We start from the raw sequence: 16,694 nt of genomic DNA on the forward strand, positions 1-16,694 counted from the left end.
TCTTAGTGTCACCGGCCAGGCTTCCGGCTTTCGCGTGCGGGCCCCGTCCGTTCCTGGAGGCTCAGGGCCAGCTTGGGGCAGAGGAACACAGCCTCCTGCGCGGCTTCCCGGTCCGCGTCCCGCAGCGGAACATCCGTCCGGTCGCGGCCCGCCTTCCCGCGCGCCACCGGGTAGCCCCAGTCATCCCGGTCCAGCACGCCGGGAAGCAGTTCCGTACAGAGGCCGCGGCCGTCACAGCTGGTCCAGTCGATGTGAAGGATGGTGGTCATGCCGCCACCCCTCCCGGGGCCGCGCAGTAGCCGGCGAGGTGGGCACGGAAGTCCGCCGCGAAGACCTCAAGGGCGCTGCTGACCAGCCCGGTGGTGCCCTCCGGATGGCGGCACGCCCCGCGTCCGGAGACCAGCCTCCCCAGGCGGTCAAGTTCGGAGGCGAGGCGGGGATTGCGTTCCCCTCCCGCGATCCGGTTGAGGACGGACGCCATGGCCGGCAGGCCGAACATGCAGGGTCCGCATTGCCTGGCGGATTCGTTGGCGAGGTAGGTGAGGATCCGGGCGGTCGCCTGGATGCCGCAGGAGTTCGGATCAAGCGCATGGATCACGCCTGCCCCGGGCCGCGCCGTCCCGGCCACCGGCCCCACCGGTGAGAGCACATGGGCAGCGGGCCGTACCCAGCGGCCGTGATAGCCGCCCACCAGGACGGCGGACAAGGGAGCCGGATCCATCCCCGCTTCCTTGAGGACTGCGGACAGCTCCACCCCGCCCGGCACCTCCAGCACCACGTCCCTGACCGGGGCGGGCCCGGAGACGGACACCAGCCGCGTCCCCGGATCCGCCGCTGTCCCCGCTTCGCGGAACCAGTGCGCCCCGTAGCGGGCGATCAGGGCAACCTGCGCCAGGGTTTCGACGTTCACCACCAGCGTGGGGCGGCCATTCAGGCCGGACTCGCTGAGACGCCGGCGTTGGTCAAGGGGCACCGCCGTTCCGGTGGCAATCATGTTGACGACGGCGCTCGACTCGCCGGAGATGAACGTTTCGGGTGCTTCCACGACGCGGACCCGTTTGGTGCCGGGACGCCCGGCGAGGGCCTGCCGGACGCGGGGAAGTCCGGCTGCCGGCGCGTACACGTACATGCTTGCCCCGCCCAGGGCTGATGCCAGGGTTAGCAGCCCGTCGATGACCAGGTGCGGTGCATGGGTGAGGAGGGTCCGGTCCTTGAAGCTCAGTGGTTCGCCCTCGGCGCCGTTGGCGATCAGCACCGGACGGGACGGAAACAGCCCCTTCCGGCCCGACTCCGCCGTCGCGGTCACCTTGCGCCACGTTTCGAACGCGGCCCCGCCCCGGCCGGTCAGCCCCGACGCTGCAAGTGCGTCAAGCAACCCTGGTGCGGCGACGTCCGCGTCCAGGGGCCCGAAAGTGTCCAGGTGCTGGTCCCAGCCGGCGTCCGGGCCGGCCGCGAGGAGGCGCGGTTCCTGCCGTGCCGCGGCCGGAGGCGCCGGCTGGCAGGTGTCTCGGGCTTGGCTCACGGGAGGTTTCCTTGCCTGGCAGTCGAGGTTTCAAGAAATGTCGGGGACAGCCGCCACAGCATCGCTGCGGCCACGGCCACTGCGGATGCCGCGGCAAGCAGCAGGAACCAGCCGCTGGAGGCATCGGTGCCGTTTCCGAGGGCGTGCGCCATGGCCACCGGCCAGACGCCATAGCTGAGCCAATGGACTGCCTTGAAGGCCCGCTGCCCGATCCTGTGCCGCAGCAACCCCGTCACCACCACGGCCAGGACCAGGTCCAGGGCCACCGTCCCAAGGCCCTGCCAGAACGGTTGGAAGGAGCCCAGGAACGGCACCACGATATCCACCGGGTTCAGCTTGGCAAAGGAGTCCAGCAGCAGGGAGCCCACGTGGAGCCCCAGGAAGACGGCAGCGAGCAGGGCGATGTTCCGGTGCAGGAGGCTGATGGAGAACCGCGGCACCACCATCAACGGGCGGCCGGACCTGTTGAGGATTCCCAGCAGCACGGAAGCGGTGAACAGCGCCAAGGAGATGAAGCCGCTGACCCGGCCGAAGGCCCACATTGCCTCATCCATGGCGGGCACCCCCTGCGGCGCCGGGGCCGGCTGCCTGGTTGTGCGCGTCCGCTGGGGTGGAACCGCTGCCGGCGGGGCCGGGGCTTTCAGCCGGCCAGCCGCCGGTGGTGACAATCCGGCCGCGGCTGTCCACGAGCCGGGCCGCGGTGTCTTCTGCGCGGAACCAGTCCACGGCTGCGTGACCGCGGACAATGGCGGCCGTGCTGTAGGCGTTGGCTTCCAGGCACGTTGGCGCGGCAACTGTCACAGAACGCCAGACGGGCTCGGCCGGGAGCCCGAAGCGCGGGTCAAGGATGTGGTGGACGTCGGCTCCCTGGTGCTTCCAGCGGCGCTTTTGGGTGCTGGACGTGGCCAGGGCGTATCCGGGCGCCAGGGAGATGTGTTGGGCGGGGTCGGCGGGAAGGTCCTGCACCAGGATCTGCCACTGGCCGGGTTTGCCGTCCACCTGCGGCGCCTGTCCTGCGCTGGCCAGGTCTCCCCCCAGCCCCACCAGGACCCCGCAGCCCAGCCGCTGGTGCACTTCGGCGGCAGCGAGGTCCGCCGCCACCGCCTTGGCTGTGGCGCCCAGGTCCAGCCGGAGTTCGGCCGGCACGGTCAAGGTCATGGAGTCCAGGCCCAGCCTGGTCCAGCCGGGTGCCCGCGGCACCGGATTTTCCGGGGTTGCAGCCGACGGCGGTGCGGGAGTTCGCACCGGTGCGTTCGCCAGTGCCTGCACCGGCACGCTGCGGAGCCCTGCCGTGCCGTTCCCCTTCGGGCCGTGGCCCAGGGCGGCGAGGTCCGCTCCGAGGGTGGGGTCGACGTCGCCGCCGGTCATCGCCGCGGCGTCCAGGGCCCGCTGCAGGAGCAGCCGGAACATCGGGCTGACCATGACGCCCTGCGCCATCCAGGGCTGGAGGCTCATGAGTTCCGAGTCGCTGCGGAAACGGCTGCAGGCGGCGTCGACGGCGGCCACCACGTAGCGGACGATCTCTTCCGCGTCCGCCAGGAAACCGGCGTCGGTGACGGTGACGAAAGCCTCAAGCTCCCAGACCGTCCAGCTGGATTGCGCCGCCGTCCCGCGTTCCGCCGTCGAGCTGCCGGCCATGCCGGAACCGTTCATGCCGGAACCGAGCGTGTCAGGAGCGTTCATGTCAGGACCCCGAGGACCTGCCGTGGACCTTGCTGCCGTTGCCGGGTTGGACCGGCGTGGTGCTGCCGTAGCTCTTGGAACGGCGCGTGCCGTCCTGCCGGCTTCCGGAGCCGTCGCTGCCGGAACTGGTGGACCCGCCCGATTTCGGCGTACTGCCCTGGGTGCCGGTGCTGGTTGCGGGTGTGGTCCTGGCGATCACGGAAGGCGTGGCGGCGTACACGGCGGCCGCGCTGACGCCGGCAACTGCGACGCTGCCCACGCCCACCGCCACGGTAATCCCGGTGGCGAGGCGCTTGCCCCTGCTGCGAGTACTCATGACCTGCTCCCGGTGCTCTTAACGGCCTGCCTTTTCCCCTATCTTGCCCCTCATTCCTGTGGAAACTCTTTGAGCAAGCTGTTGATCGGGCGGGAGTTCCCAGGGTCCACCAAGGCCGTCACGGCTACCAGAGCGAAGGCAGGCTCCCCACCAGGCGCTCGTACATGGCCAGCGCCGAGCCGTCCGTGAGGGACGCCACCTGGTCGATGACCACCCTGAGCCGTGCCCCGTCGTCGGCCGCATCCCGCCAGTCCGCGGCGAACATCGGTTCCAGGTGCCGGTCCCCCGTGGCGCTGAGGGCTGTGACCAGGGCGTGGAGCACTTCGCGCTGGCGTTCGTAGATGGGCTGCCGGTGTTCGGTGGTCATCACGAACGTGGTGGCGAGGCCCTTCATGACCGCGATCTCCATGACCGTCTCATCCGGCACCATGAGTTCGGCGCTGTATCGGGTCAGGTTTTCCGGCCCGTAGACGGCGCGGGTGGTTTCCAGGGCGCTCTGGCAGAACCTGCCGATCAACTGGCTGGTCATGTTCTTCAGGGCCCCCATCGACTTGCGGCTGCCGTCCGCCTCGCGCACCCACACGTCCGTGGCCTCAAGCCGGGCCAGGGCGGCGTCGATCGCGGCGGGATCGTTGTGCGGCAGGTACCACTGCTTGGCGTACCCCACTACACGGGCGCGGTGGTCCGGGTTGTCCAGCCAGCGCAGCTGGAAATGGCCGGCAACGATCGCGTCCTCCACGTCGTGCACCGAGTAGGAGATGTCGTCCGCAAGGTCCATTACCTGGGCTTCCAGGCACGACCGTCGCTCCGGGGCACCTTCGCGGATCCAGCTGAAGATGGGCAGATCGTCCTCGTAGGCGCCGAACTTACTGGTCCGTTGGCCGTGGATCACCGGGGCGTCCAAGGCAGACCACGGGTATTTCGACGCCGCGTCGAGGCTCGCGCGGGTGAGGTTCAGTCCGGCCGGATGGCCGTCAGCCGTGAGCACCTTCGGCTCGAGCCGGGTGAGCAGGCGGAGCGTCTGGGCGTTGCCCTCGAACCCGCCGATCGCGTGCGCCACCTCGTTCAGGGCCGATTCGCCGTTGTGTCCGAACGGCGGGTGGCCGAGGTCGTGGCTCAGGCAGGCCGTGTCCACCACATCGGGGTCGCAGCCAAGGGCCCTGCCCAGCTCGCGGCCCACCTGCGCCACCTCCAGGCTGTGCGTGAGCCGGGTGCGGACGAAGTCGTCCGTATCCGGGGCCACCACCTGGGTTTTGGCGCCCAGCCGGCGCAGCGCCGAGGAGTGCAGCACCCGGGCGCGGTCCCGCTCGAAGTCGGAACGGTACGTGTTCTTGGGCGGCTCCTCCACCCAGCGGGCGGAATCGTGCAGGTCGTAGCCGGGCAACGCGAGGGCCGCGGTGGGGGTGCCGGGCGCCGGGGTTTCGGCGACCGGGGTACTCAAGGGGGCCTCAGCCACCGGAAACATCCAGTTCGGCAGCGGCGATGTCCCGGGACTGGTGCTCGTTCAGGGCGCGGGACTCGAGCCAGTCCTTGGGCAAGGCAGGCCGTTTCGGGGAGCCGGCGCGGCCGCGCGGGCCCTCTGCATCCACCCCGGGGTACGGCGAGTCCAGGTCAAGCTCCGCGAGGGTGTCCCGCAGCACCTCCAGGCTGGTCACCAGGGCCAGCCGGGTGCGCAGCTCGCCCCCCACCACGTAGCCCTTGAAGTACCAGGCGATGTGCTTGCGGATTTCACGGAGCGCCTTGCCTTCGTCACCGAAGGTCTCCACCATCAGTTCCGCGTGCCGGTAGACGCCCTCCGCCACCTGGCGCAGGTTGGGCCGGTGCCGGACGTCGCTGCCTTCGAACGCTGCCTGCAGGTCCCCGAAAAGCCACGGGCGCCCCTGGCAGCCGCGGCCCACCACCACGCCGTCCACGCCGGTTTCGCGGACCATCCGGACGGCGTCCTCTGCTGACCAGATATCGCCGTTGCCCAGCACCGGGATGTCCGGCAGGGCTTCGCGGAGCCGGGCGATGGCGGACCAGTCCGCCTTGCCGGAGTAGAACTGGGCGGCCGTGCGGCCGTGCAGCGCGACGGCGGCCACGCCGGAGTCGCGGGCGATGCGGCCGGCGTCGAGGTACGTCAGGTGGTCATCATCGATGCCCTTGCGCATCTTGATGGTCAACGGGATGTTGCCTTTGGAGGCTTCTTTGACGGCGGTCTGCACGATCGCGGTGAAGAGGTCGGTCTTCCACGGCAGGGCGGACCCGCCGCCGCGGCGGGTGACCTTGGGGACCGGGCAGCCGAAGTTGAGGTCGATGTGGTCCGCCCGGTCTTCCTCCACCAGCATCCGCACGGCGGCGCCGACCGTGCCCGGATCCACGCCGTACAGCTGGACCGAACGGACCTTCTCGTCGTCGTCGTGCGAAATGATGCGCAGCGATTCAGGGGTCCGCTCCACCAGCGCGCGGGACGTGACCATCTCCGCCACGTACATGCCGCCGCCGTATTCACGGCAGAGCCTGCGGAAGGCGGAGTTGGTGATGCCGGCCATGGGCGCCAGGATCACCGGGGTGTCAACGGTGATGGGTCCCAGCTTCAGGGGCGGGAGTTCCAGCTTGGGGGCAGGAGGGGTTGCTGCAACAGTCACCTGTCCATTGTTGCAAAGCCGGGCAAATCGGGGGTTTCCGGCCGTGCCGGAGGGAGGTTTGAGGGGGGTCCCGCGCCCTACGGGGCGGTTTGCCGGGTTGCCGGGGTTCCGGTCAGCCGCGCTCTGCCCGCCGGCCCCGGCGGGTGGTGGGTTCGGGCACGGGTTCGACGCCGGCTCGCCGGCTGCGTTCCCCCAGCGCGGCTGCGGCGAGCGCCCCGGTGTCCGCCACGTCCTCGGCGTGGACGTGGCCGTCGTCGTGCTGTACGCCCCCGGCGCGGCCGTCCGCTGCCTTGATGCCGGTGGCCTTGACCACGAGCACGGCGATCAGGGTAGTGACCGGGATGGCCAGGACCAGGCCGATGGAGCCCACCAGCGTGCGGATGACTTCTTCGGACAGTTCCGAACTGGTGAGCGTATCCATCAGGGGCCGGTCGTAAAGCATCACGATGATCAGGATGGGAAGCGCGGCCCCCGCGTAGGCGAAGGCGATGGTGTAGACGGTGGAGGCGATGTGGTCGCGGCCGATCCGCATGGCGGAGGTGAACAGCTTCCTGGCGCTGCTGGCCGGTGCCAGCTCGTAGAGCTCCCACACGGCCGAGGACTGGGTGATGGTGACGTCGTTCAGGACGCCCAGGCCCGAAATGATGAGCCCGCACAGGATCACGCCGGAGATGGAGATGTTTGCCGAGGTGTTCACCAGGGTGGCGGCGTCGTGGCTGCCGACGCCGGCGAGGTTGGCGGCGTCGGTGGCCCAGGCGGCCAAGAGCGACGTGATGCCCAGGCCGAAGATGGTGCCCAACAATGCCGTGGACGTCCTCGCCGAGAATCCGTGGGCGAAATAGAGGACCCCGATCATGATCACGGTGGAGCCCACGAGGGTCAGCAGCAGGGGTGGTTTGCCCTCCACCAGGCCCGGGAGGAGGAAATTGGCCAGGACGAAGTAGGCACCGACGAGTCCGATCAGGGCGCGCAGCCCGCGCCACCGGGCGACGGCGATGACCACTGCGGCGTAGAGCACGGCGAGCAGGACAATCGGCAGGGTGCGGACGAAGTCCACGAAGATGTAGGCCGGCGAGCCCTGTGCCCCGGCGGCCCCCTGGGCGCTTGAGAGGTTCAGGTACCGGATCTGGTCCCCTGGCTTGACCCCGTGCGAGGAGGCCACATCCGGGTTGATGACCACCTTGACCGGGCTTCCGCCCTTGTCCGGCTCCGTGAAGGCGAATGTGCAGTCCGAGCCCTGCCGGGGAGCCTGCCCGCCGGAATCCTGGCCCGTTCCCTGCTGGCCGGCTTGCTGGCCGGGTGGGGTTTGCTGGCCGGTTCCTTGCTGTCCGCTGCCCTGCGGGCTTGTCCCCTGCATGCAGTTCCCGGTGACCACGCTTTGGATGGTTCCCGTATCGAATGTCACGCCGGGAGCGGTGGAGTACGGGTTGGCGAGCGTGATTCCTTCCTTGCTGCCGGAGGGCCACAGCGCGGCCATCCCGGCCAGGGTGAGCAGCGCCAACGGGATGAGGACCGCCGCCAGGATGCGGTTCGCCTTGCTGCGGGCAGCCATCGCTTGGGGGTTCGGCTCCGAATGGCTCCCGGAAGTGTGGGAGTGACCGGCGCCCATCAGCAGTACAACCTCATGGCTTGTACTCTACGTGCGGCGCCATAGGGTTTATAAATGGACCATCGGATGGGGAGGAACCAGCATGGATAACGGTGGGACACATGGAACCGATACCCGCGGGACGGGGAACAGCGGCGGAGAACAGGCCGGACAGGCTCGTGCAGCTTCCCTGCACCAGCCAGCACTGAGCATCCTTGAGGCATCCGGCGCCACCAAGGGCGTTGTCCTGGTCCTGCACGGGGGCAGGGCCCACAGCCGCGACCCGGTGGAGGCCCGGCACCTGAGCCCGGCCAGGATGGTCCCGTTCGCCCGTAACCTGCACCGTGCCGGCAGGAAGCACGGGCTGGCAGTCTGGTCGCTGCGCAACAGCGTCCGCGGCTGGAACGGCCCTGACATGACCCCGCTGCAGGACGCACGGTGGGCGCTCCGGCAGATCGAAGAACGCCACCCCGGCGTCCCGATCTTCCTGCTGGGCCACTCGATGGGCGGCCTGACCGCCGTCTGCGCCGCCGACCACCCCCAGGTGGAGGCCGTGGTGGCCCTTGCGCCGTGGCTGAGCCCGGAAACCCCGTCCGCCCCGGTGGCCGGAAGGAAGGTGCTGATCGTGCACGGAACCACTGACCACATGACCAGCCCCAAGCAGTCACTGGCGTTTTCCCGCCGCGCCACCGCGGAGGCGGCAAGCATGCAGTACGTATCCCTTAAGGGCGTCGGGCACTTCATGCTCCGCAAGGTCAGGGTGTGGCAAACGCTGGCCTCCGGGTTCGTGATCAAGTCGTTCGCCGAGAGCACGGGCGCCGCCGTGCGGCCGTCCAGGGCCTTCACGCAGCTGCTGCCGGAATCGTCCGTGCACGTCACCCTCTAGGCGCGGTCCCGATGCCTTGGCGTCCCCCGCCCAACGACCGCTTCTACCGGGTCATCGTCCGCACCGGGCAGTTCCTGCGTTGGGCCTTCCGGCTGGACATCGTGGCCACGGGCCTGGAACACCTGCCCGCGAAGGAACCCGGCGCCGGCCCCTTCCGCCAGGCGTCCGCCGGGAAGGGAGCCGTCTTCGCCATCACGCACTTCGGCTATGTGGACTTTGCGGTGGTCGAACTGCTCCTGTGGCGGCACACCCGCGCCCAGTTGCGGTTCCTGATCCATCAAGGCGCCGCGGACCACTGGCTGGCCGGCCCCGCCATCAGCGCCAGCGGCCATGTGGTGGTGGGATATACGGACCGTTCAGACGCCTACGACGCCGCGGTGGCCAAGTTGCGGTCCGGCGAGTACCTCGCGGTCTTCCCGGAGGCCGGGGTGAGCCGCAGCTTCACGGTCCGCGAGTGCCGGACCGGTGCCGTGCGGATGGCGGCGGAGGCCGGCGTCCCGGTCATTCCGGTTTCGGTCTGGGGCGCGCACCGGGTGATGACCCGCGGCCACGGATTCTCCCTTCGGCGCAGCTGGCGGGCGCCAGTGCGGCTTGAAGTGGGAGAGCCGATCGTCTTTCCGCGTGACGTTGACGTGGAGGAAGCCACAGAGGGGCTGCGCCGCACGCTCCAGGCCGGGATCGATCGGTGCACCGCAGGCTTTCCGCGCCAGCCGGAGCCCGGGGCGTGGTGGATGCCGGCGCACCTGGGCGGCGGCGCTCCCTCGGATGCCGAGCGGCAACTCCTGGACGCTGCGGACGCCGCCGCGGGCCGTCGTCGTGGTTCCCGCCAAACCAGGTAAGCGCCAGGTCTCGCCGTGCAGGTCACGACGACACCTGGCGCTGTCTTGGCCGCCGGAAGGGCGGGCCAACCTTGATTAGTCGGAGACCACCAGGGTTTCCGCCGCCGCGAGGCGCGCCTTGCCGGACTCCAGGAGGGGTTCGACGGCGGCGCGCAGGGCGGTCATGGAGTCGTCCAGTTCCAGCATCACCGGGTGCTGGTACGCGATGAGGGCGAGCATGTCCCGCACGGCCTCGGCAGCATCCCCGGCGGACAGTGCCGGCTCATGCCCCACGAAAACGTCCGTCGGCGTGTCGGGCCCCGCGGCCTCGGTCCCCGGCGCGGCGTCCGGGTCGGCCGGGGCAGCGTAGCTGACGGCGAAAGCCCGGATGCGGCCCTTCTTGCTCGGCGCCACTCCCGCTCCGAAGGCCGATTCCGGCTGGGCCCGCAGCACTATGGCGCCGTGGGCGCCGGTGAGCTCGTCAAGGAAGAGCTTCTGCACCTGCCCCATGGACAGGACCCCGGGTGAGTCCCAGTCGTGGATGGATGTGTAGTACCGGCCCACCACGTCGGTGAGCTCGACCGATCCCGTGGCCAGGTCCATGACGACGTCGGAGCCGGCGTCCTCGCCGCCGGCCGCACCCTCGCCGTCCTTGGCCGGGAAGACGGGGAGCCGGAGGGCGCCCGGCTCCACGACCACCAGGCGCGAACGCTGGATGGGTTCCAGCCCGAACGCTTCGGCGAATGCGGCGCCGGCCGTGCCGGGCTCCACTTTGGCGCGGAGCTTGGTGACGCCCGACGGCGCGTTTTCGGCTTCGCGCCGCAGCATGGTCAGGAGGCTGGCCCCGATGCCGGCGCGGCGGTGGTCGCGGGCCACCTCGATGTAGGTCCAGAGCCGTTCGGGGTGCAGGGACGCCTCGTAGGCGACGCCGGCTGCCACCGGGATGCCGACGCCGTCAATGACGTCCTCGGCCACGATGCAGCGGCGCCACGGCGTGCCGTCCCGGCCGTTGGAGGACAGCGCCAGGGCGCCGCGGAACTGGCGGGCCTCCCCGGTGTCGGGGTCACCCCAGATTTCCAAGAGCGCAAGGTCATCGCCGTCGCGCCATGGACGGTATTCGATGGCCATGCTCAGGCGCCGATCAGCCGTGCGGCCAGGTAACCCTCCACCTTGTCCAGGGAAACTCGTTCCTGGCTCATGGTGTCCCGCTCGCGGATGGTGACGGCCTGGTCCTCGAGGGTGTCGAAGTCCACGGTGATGCAGAACGGGGTGCCGATCTCATCCTGGCGGCGGTAGCGGCGGCCGATTGCGCCGGCGTCGTCGAAGTCGATATTCCAGTTCTTGCGCAGCTGGGCGCCCAGGGTCTTGGCCTTCGGCGACAGGTCTTCGTTGCGGCTCAGCGGCAGCACGGCGGCCTTGACCGGGGCCAGGCGCGGGTCCAGCTTCAGCACGGTGCGGACGTCCACGCCGCCCTTGGCGTTGGGGGCCTCATCCTCGGTGTAGGCGTCCACCAGGAACGCCATGAAGGAGCGGGTCAGGCCGGCGGCGGGTTCGATCACGTACGGGGTGTAGCGCTCGTTGGTGGCCTGGTTGAAGTAGCTCAGGTCCGTGCCGGAGGCCTTCGCGTGGGTGGAGAGGTCAAAGTCGGTCCGGTTGGCGATGCCTTCCAGCTCGCCCCACTCCGAGCCCTGGAAACCGAAGCGGTACTCGATGTCCGTGGTGCCCTTGGAGTAGTGGCTGAGCTTCTCCTTGGGGTGCTCAAAGAAGCGCAGGTTCTCCTCGCGGATGCCCAGGCCCGTGTACCAGGCCATGCGCTCGTTCATCCAGTATTTGTGCCACTCTTCATCCGTGCCGGGCTCGACGAAGAACTCCATTTCCATCTGCTCGAACTCGCGGGTGCGGAAGATGAAGTTGCCGGGGGTGATCTCGTTGCGGAAGGACTTGCCGATCTGGCCGATGCCGAACGGCGGCTTCTTCCGCGACGTGGTGAGGACGTTGTTGAAGTTCACGAAGATGCCCTGGGCGGTTTCGGGGCGCAGGTAGTGCAGGCCTTCCTCGCTGGCCACCGGTCCCAGGTAGGTCTTGAGCAGGCCGGAGAACTCCTGCGGCTCGGTCCACTGGCCGCGGGTGCCGCAGTTGGCGCAGGCAATGTCCTTCAGGCCGTTTTCGGCCGGGCGGCCCTTCTTTTCCTCGTACTCTTCCTCGAGGTGGTCCGCACGGTAGCGCTTGTGGCAGGAAAGGCACTCCACCAGGGGATCGGAGAAGACCTCGACGTGGCCGGAGGCTTCCCATACCTGGCGGGGCAGGATCACGGAAGAGTCAAGGCCCACCACGTCCTCGCGGCCGCGGACCATGGACTGCCACCACTGGCGCTTGATGTTTTCCTTCAGTTCCGCGCCCAGGGGTCCGTAGTCCCAGGCAGAACGCGAGCCCCCGTAGATCTCACCGGCCTGGAACACGAAGCCCCTCCGCTTGGAGAGGGAAATGACCTGGTCGAGGACGGATTTTGCTGCCATGGGATAACTCCAATTTCTACAGGGCCGCTGGGTGCGGTCCGCGGGTTGTCGGGCCCCGGCTGCTTTGTGCGTGAGCACAGTGGCCAGCGCGTCAGGGCGGATGAAGGAAGACGTGGGAAAGCTTGTGTCCTAGCGTACCGGCCGCTGCCTGCGCAGCGCGCCCCGCGGCCAGGGCAGGGTTGCCAGGATAATGGCACCGAGCGTGAGCAGGGTCCCCAGGACGGTGGCGGGGGCGACGACGGTGCCCGGCGCGGGCAGCACCAGGTCCAGGGCCAGCGAGCCCAGCAGCTGGCCGGCGATCATGCCCAGCCCGGTGACCAGCACGCCGAGGCTGCGGACCAGGAGGGCGCCCAAGCCGATGAAGACGCAGCCCATGGGACCGCCCAGGTAGTACCACCAGTCGGCGGGCAACGGATTGCCCGGCCCGGCCACGGCGAGCTTCACGGCGAACGCTGCCCACAGCACGATTGTGCCGGCCACGAAGTTGACCAGCGTGGCCGCGATGGGGGTGCCGTAGTGGACCGTGGCGGTGCCGTTCATGGCCTGCTGGAAGCTCATGAGGAACCCTGCCGCCACCGGCAGCAGCAGCGGAACGAGCAACGCACCCGGGCCGGCATCGCTGCCGGCCCCCGCTCCGCTGAACCGCGGCGACACTGCCCAGGCGACGGCGGCGATGGTCAGGACGCAACCGATGATGCGGATTCCCGTGACGGATTTCTTCCCGGCCGGCCCGATCCCCAGCCGGTCCACGAGCAACCCGCTCACGGTCTGCCCGGTGACGGTGGCGACGGTAAAGAGGGCCACCCCAAGAAGGCCGACGGTAAACGACTGGGCAAAAACGAACAGCGCGCCGATGGCACCGGCCAGCACATAGATGCGCGGAAAAGCGCGGGTACGGACGGCCGGGAGAATGCTCGCCAGACCGGCACGGCCGCGCGGCAGGACCAGGGAGATCAGGATCATCAGCAGCAGGCCTGTGCTGAAACTCACCACGGCTGTGGCGATTCCGTCATTGAGCCGGGCACCGAGCGCCCCGTTGATGCGCCCCTGGACGGGAATGGCAAGGCCGGAACCCACGGCCAAGGGCAGGCCTGCGAGCACCGGCAGGCGTGAAGGGGAGGTCATTGAATCCACCTTAGTTCAGGCATTATTGCTGTATGAGCAACCCCATTGACGACGTCCCCATCCGCGACAACATGATCCGGCTGGGCCAGCTGTTGAAGCTTGCCAACCTCGTGGAGGACGGTGTGGAGGCAACGGAGCTCATCAAGAACGGGCTGGTCAAGGTCAACGGCGAAATCGAAGACCGCCGCGGACGCCAGCTGCACAATGGCGACACCGTCACCGTCAACGGCCAGACCGTCCGAGTGGTGGCGCCCGAAGCGGACTGACCCCGGGCCGCCCGGCTGCTGCACCGAAGCAGACCCGGCCGGCACCCGGTAACTTGCACCTTGGAAACGGCCGCCGGGACTAAAACGCCGCCGTCGTACGCCTACTTGTTCAGGACCTCATGGGTGAGGAACTCCCCCACGTGCCCGATCTCCTGCTGGTTGATGCCGTGCCACATGCCGGTGTAGAGCACCTTGGTGAGCTTGACGTGCTTGCGCACCCAGCCCATGGTGAACTCGATCTTGTCCTCGGTGATCACCGGGTCCTGCTGGTCCCGGCCCCAGAACATGGGGACGGTTCCGTCCAGTTCGGCGTCCCTGAAGGTGGGGTCGCCGACGGCGTCCACCACGAAGCCTGAGAGTCCGACGACGGCTGCGAAGTCCGTGGGGCGCTGGCGCAGGAGAGTGGTGGCCATGGCCATGCCCATGGAGAAGCCCAGCAGTGAGACGGAGGGGTGGCCTTCCCTGATGGTGTCGATCCATTCCAGGACGTACGCCGAAGCCGCCTTGACCCGGTCCAGGGAGTAGTCGATGGAGGCCGTGAGGGGGAACCAGGTGAAGCCGGGTCCCATGGCGATCGGCGCCCGGACGGATGCCACCGCGAAGTCCCCGGGAAGCATATCGGCCAGGCTGAACAGGTCCTGCTCGTTCGCGCCGTAGCCGTGCAGCAGCACCAGCAGCGGCTTGCCGGCACGCTGGTCTTCGTGATGGGACCACAGGACAACGGGAGCGGGAAATACTTCGGCGTCAGTCATGGTTTCCATTCTTACAGTTACCGGAAAGTAACAACCTACGTTGGCGTAGCCAGTGAAGCGGAAGGCAGGATAGGACAGTGACTGACGCAAGTGCCATCCAGACCCCGTCCGTGCACCCCGGTTCCCACCCCTGGAACCGGTACGTGGCGATGGGCGATTCCTTCACCGAGGGCATCGGCGACCCCGAGCCCTCAAGCCCCGGCGGCCACCGCGGCTGGGCCGACAGGGTGGCCGAAGAACTGGGCCGCACCAAGCCGGACTTCGCCTACGCCAACCTGGCCGTCCGCGGCCGGCTCCTGCAGCAGATCGTGGACCAGCAGCTGGCTCCGGCCTTGGAGCTGAAGCCGGACCTGGTCACCCTGTCCGCCGGCGGCAACGACCTGATCCGTCCGGGCGGCGACCCCGACGCACTGGCCGAAAAGCTCGATTCCGTGGTCCAGATCCTGTCCATGGGCGGCGCCACCGTGGTCCTGTTCAACGGTCCGGACACCGGTTCCTCGGTCCTGGGCAGGATCCGGAGCAAGGTGGCCATCTACAACGAGAACCTGCGGACCGTCGCGGCCCGGCATGACGCCGTCATTGCGGACATGTGGTCCCTCCGGCAGCTGAGCGATCCACAAATGTGGGACCAGGACAGGCTGCACTTCTCACCGCTGGGCCACCACACCATCGCGGCCATGGTGCTGGACTCGCTGAACGTGGAGCACTCGCTGGAACCGCTCCAGCCCAAGGCGCTGCCGCCCCGGACCTGGCGCGAGGCAAGGACCGGGGACCTGGTGTGGGCGCGCGAATACTTCGTGCCCTGGGTACTGCGCCGGCTGCGGCACCAGTCCTCCGGTGACGGCATCACGGCAAAACGGCCGACGGCGGGTCCCGCCTTCGGCCCGGGCGTTCCGTTGGGATCCGGTGAGGGTCCGCTGGGAACCTCGGAGCCCAGCCGCCGGTAGCACCGCCCGGGGTTAGGCTGGAAGGACAACCTTCGAGAGGCGCGGCACCGTGAGCAGTTTGTTTTTGTGGATCATCATCCTGTCCTTCGTTGTCCCCATGGCCATGCGGATGTACCGGCGATCCATGGCGCGGCGGGACCGGGACCAAGGCTTGCCGGGGCCCGGGCAGTACGGGCCCGGCGGCTTCCCGGGGCCCGGGCAGTACCCGGGCCGGTTTCCCGGGTCCGCAGGGCCGCAGAGCAACCAGCCCCGCGACGGCTACACCCAGCAGGACTACTTGTCCGGCGGTTTCCGCCAGCCCCGGCCTGCCGACGATTCCCAGCCACTGCCCTACCAGTATGGGCAGCCGCCCATGCCGGACCCCCGGTACGGCGCTCCGCAGGAACCGCCCTTCCAGCAGCAGCCTCCGTTCCAGCAGTTCCCCGGCCAGCAGCAAGGCTTTGGCCAGCAGCAGGGTCCCGGCCAGCCGCCGGCCGGCCCGCCGTCGGGTCCGGCCACTCCCCCGTCGGGAGCGCCCCAGGGATTCCGTGCCCGGAAACTCGCAGAACTGGACCAGCAGTACAGCAACGGCGAACTGTCCATGGAGGCCTATATGAAGCGCCGCGGCGAGATCATGAACGGCTGACTGCCCGACTCCGCCACGCCTCAGGCACGGAAAAGCCGCCTGACCACTTGCCCGGAAGCCAGCGCATCCAGTCCCTCGTTGATCTCCGTGAGCGGCCGGATGTCGGTATGCAGCAGTTCGACCGGAAGCCTGCCCTCCCGCCAGTAGCCAAGGTATTTCGGGATGTCGCGGCCGGGCACTGCGTCACCCAATGCAGGAGCCCAGGAGGCGCTTGCCCGCCCCCGCGAACTGCAGCGCGGGAACCGTCAGTTCGGCGGACGGATGCGGCAGGCCCACCGAGACAACCGCACCGCCCCGCGTCACCAGTGCCAGGCACGTGGCGATCACGCCGGGCGAGCCGACCGCCTCGACGGCAACGTCCACACTGTCTCCGGCGGCCTCTTCAATCAGCAGGGCCGCGTCCGCCGGTGTTCCCACGGCTGTGGCGCCGGCATCCAGGGCCAACTGGTGCTTGCCCGGATTCGGATCGATGGCGATCACGCCGGCTGCCCCGGCGAGCCGGCCCGCCATGACTGCGGACAAGCCCACTGCTCCGAGGCCAAAGACTGCCACGGACTGTCCGGGACTGACGCCCGCGGTACTAAGCACAGCCCCCATTCCGGTGAGCACGGCGCAACCAAACATCGCCGCAACTGTGTCCGGGACGTCGTCGTCAATTACCACCACCGATTCCCGCGCAACCACCGCATAATCGGCAAAGGCCGAGACGCCCAGGTGATGGTTGATGCGCTCCCCCGCGGGCGAGCGCAGCAGGGCCGGCCCGTGCAGCAGGTCACCGGAACCGTTGGTCTCCGCTGCGCGGGGGCAGAGCGCGGGCCTTCCGGACCGGCACGCCCGGCAGTGGCCGCAGCTGGGCACGAAGACCAGCACAACGTGGTCTCCTATGGACACATCGGCAACGCCGCTGCCCACGGATACCACCCGCCCCGCGGCCTCCTGGCCCAGTGCCATCGGAAGCGGCCGGACCCGGGAGCCGTCCACCACGGACAGGTCATGCCGTACTTTGCATCCGGGGCGCCTGCA

17 protein-coding genes and 1 pseudogene are annotated in these 16,694 nt (G+C 69.0%); 5 read left to right on the forward strand and 13 right to left on the reverse strand.

All coding sequences use genetic code 11. The annotated features are described in order from the left end of the window. Positions 1–8 precede the first annotated feature (8 nt). The 8 genes from QF050_RS17300 to QF050_RS17335 all read right to left on the reverse strand — a co-directional run bounded on the left by QF050_RS17300 (position 9) and on the right by QF050_RS17335 (position 7,700). Positions 9–269 carry a ferredoxin gene (locus QF050_RS17300; protein ID WP_308931518.1) on the reverse strand — a complete coding sequence of 87 codons (261 nt, stop codon included), beginning with the start codon at positions 267–269 and terminating at the stop codon, positions 9–11. After that, positions 266–1,522: an NADH-ubiquinone oxidoreductase-F iron-sulfur binding region domain-containing protein gene (locus QF050_RS17305; RefSeq protein ID WP_308931519.1), complete on the reverse strand. Its 1,257-nt coding sequence runs from the start codon at positions 1,520–1,522 to the stop codon at positions 266–268. Before QF050_RS17305 ends, QF050_RS17300 begins: the two co-directional genes overlap by 4 nt. Beyond that, on the reverse strand, positions 1,519–2,076 hold the full coding sequence (locus QF050_RS17310; protein WP_308931520.1) for a ferric reductase-like transmembrane domain-containing protein: 558 nt from the start codon (positions 2,074–2,076) through the stop codon (positions 1,519–1,521). Before QF050_RS17310 ends, QF050_RS17305 begins: the two co-directional genes overlap by 4 nt. Then, a complete protein-coding gene (locus QF050_RS17315) occupies positions 2,069–3,205 on the reverse strand; it encodes an FAD:protein FMN transferase (RefSeq protein ID WP_308931521.1) in 1,137 nt (378 codons plus the stop codon). Before QF050_RS17315 ends, QF050_RS17310 begins: the two co-directional genes overlap by 8 nt. Position 3,206: 1 nt before the next feature. Then, a complete protein-coding gene (locus QF050_RS17320) occupies positions 3,207–3,521 on the reverse strand; it encodes a hypothetical protein (protein WP_308931522.1) in 315 nt (104 codons plus the stop codon). A 124-nt stretch (positions 3,522–3,645) separates the two neighbouring features. Beyond that, a complete protein-coding gene (locus QF050_RS17325; protein WP_374121541.1) occupies positions 3,646–4,986 on the reverse strand; it encodes a deoxyguanosinetriphosphate triphosphohydrolase in 1,341 nt (446 codons plus the stop codon). Then, entirely contained in the window at positions 4,970–6,148 is a 1,179-nt protein-coding gene (gene dusB, locus QF050_RS17330; protein ID WP_308931523.1) for a tRNA dihydrouridine synthase DusB, read from the reverse strand. Before dusB ends, QF050_RS17325 begins: the two co-directional genes overlap by 17 nt. A gap of 112 nt (positions 6,149–6,260) precedes the next feature. After that, positions 6,261–7,700, reverse strand: coding sequence for a YibE/F family protein (locus QF050_RS17335; protein ID WP_308931524.1), 1,440 nt, complete (start codon positions 7,698–7,700; stop codon positions 6,261–6,263). A 139-nt stretch (positions 7,701–7,839) separates the two neighbouring features. Between QF050_RS17335 and QF050_RS17340 the strand changes: the two genes are divergently transcribed. Both QF050_RS17340 and QF050_RS17345 read left to right on the forward strand, forming a co-directional pair. Beyond that, a complete protein-coding gene (locus QF050_RS17340) occupies positions 7,840–8,622 on the forward strand; it encodes an alpha/beta fold hydrolase (RefSeq protein ID WP_308931525.1) in 783 nt (260 codons plus the stop codon). A gap of 11 nt (positions 8,623–8,633) precedes the next feature. Beyond that, positions 8,634–9,461 carry a lysophospholipid acyltransferase family protein gene (locus QF050_RS17345; protein WP_308931526.1) on the forward strand — a complete coding sequence of 276 codons (828 nt, stop codon included), beginning with the start codon at positions 8,634–8,636 and terminating at the stop codon, positions 9,459–9,461. A 75-nt stretch (positions 9,462–9,536) separates the two neighbouring features. Here the strand turns inward: QF050_RS17345 and QF050_RS17350 are convergent, their stop codons facing one another. The 3 genes from QF050_RS17350 to QF050_RS17360 form a co-directional block, all read right to left on the reverse strand. Continuing rightward, positions 9,537–10,568 (reverse strand): GNAT family N-acetyltransferase, encoded by a 1,032-nt coding sequence (locus QF050_RS17350; RefSeq protein WP_308931527.1) that lies wholly within the window; start codon positions 10,566–10,568, stop codon positions 9,537–9,539. 2 nt (positions 10,569–10,570) lie between these two features. Further along, complete coding sequence (locus tag QF050_RS17355; protein ID WP_308931528.1) at positions 10,571–11,956, reverse strand: glycine--tRNA ligase; 1,386 nt, start codon at positions 11,954–11,956, stop codon at positions 10,571–10,573. Positions 11,957–12,085: 129 nt separating this feature from the next. Next, entirely contained in the window at positions 12,086–13,081 is a 996-nt protein-coding gene (locus QF050_RS17360) for a DMT family transporter (protein WP_308931529.1), read from the reverse strand. 32 nt (positions 13,082–13,113) lie between these two features. Here QF050_RS17360 and QF050_RS17365 point away from each other — a divergent pair, with 32 nt between their 5' ends. Next, positions 13,114–13,347 carry an RNA-binding S4 domain-containing protein gene (locus tag QF050_RS17365; protein WP_308931530.1) on the forward strand — a complete coding sequence of 78 codons (234 nt, stop codon included), beginning with the start codon at positions 13,114–13,116 and terminating at the stop codon, positions 13,345–13,347. A gap of 101 nt (positions 13,348–13,448) precedes the next feature. Here the strand turns inward: QF050_RS17365 and QF050_RS17370 are convergent, their stop codons facing one another. After that, positions 13,449–14,099, reverse strand: a complete 651-nt coding sequence (locus QF050_RS17370) for an alpha/beta hydrolase-fold protein (RefSeq protein WP_308931531.1) — start codon at positions 14,097–14,099, stop codon at positions 13,449–13,451. Between the two features lie 77 nt (positions 14,100–14,176). On the opposite strand from QF050_RS17370, the gene QF050_RS17375 reads away from it, so the two are divergent. Next, a complete protein-coding gene (locus tag QF050_RS17375) occupies positions 14,177–15,046 on the forward strand; it encodes an SGNH/GDSL hydrolase family protein (RefSeq protein WP_308931532.1) in 870 nt (289 codons plus the stop codon). Between the two features lie 49 nt (positions 15,047–15,095). After that, positions 15,096–15,671 (forward strand): hypothetical protein, encoded by a 576-nt coding sequence (locus QF050_RS17380; RefSeq protein ID WP_308931533.1) that lies wholly within the window; start codon positions 15,096–15,098, stop codon positions 15,669–15,671. Positions 15,672–15,691: 20 nt separating this feature from the next. On the opposite strand, the pseudogene QF050_RS17385 reads toward QF050_RS17380, so the two are convergent. Beyond that, positions 15,692–16,664, reverse strand: a pseudogene (locus QF050_RS17385) (zinc-binding dehydrogenase); the annotation flags it as partial. Positions 16,665–16,694: the final 30 nt, after the last annotated feature.

It is taken from the genome of Arthrobacter sp. SLBN-112 (genome assembly GCF_030944625.1).
Lineage (GTDB): Bacteria > Actinomycetota > Actinomycetes > Actinomycetales > Micrococcaceae > Arthrobacter.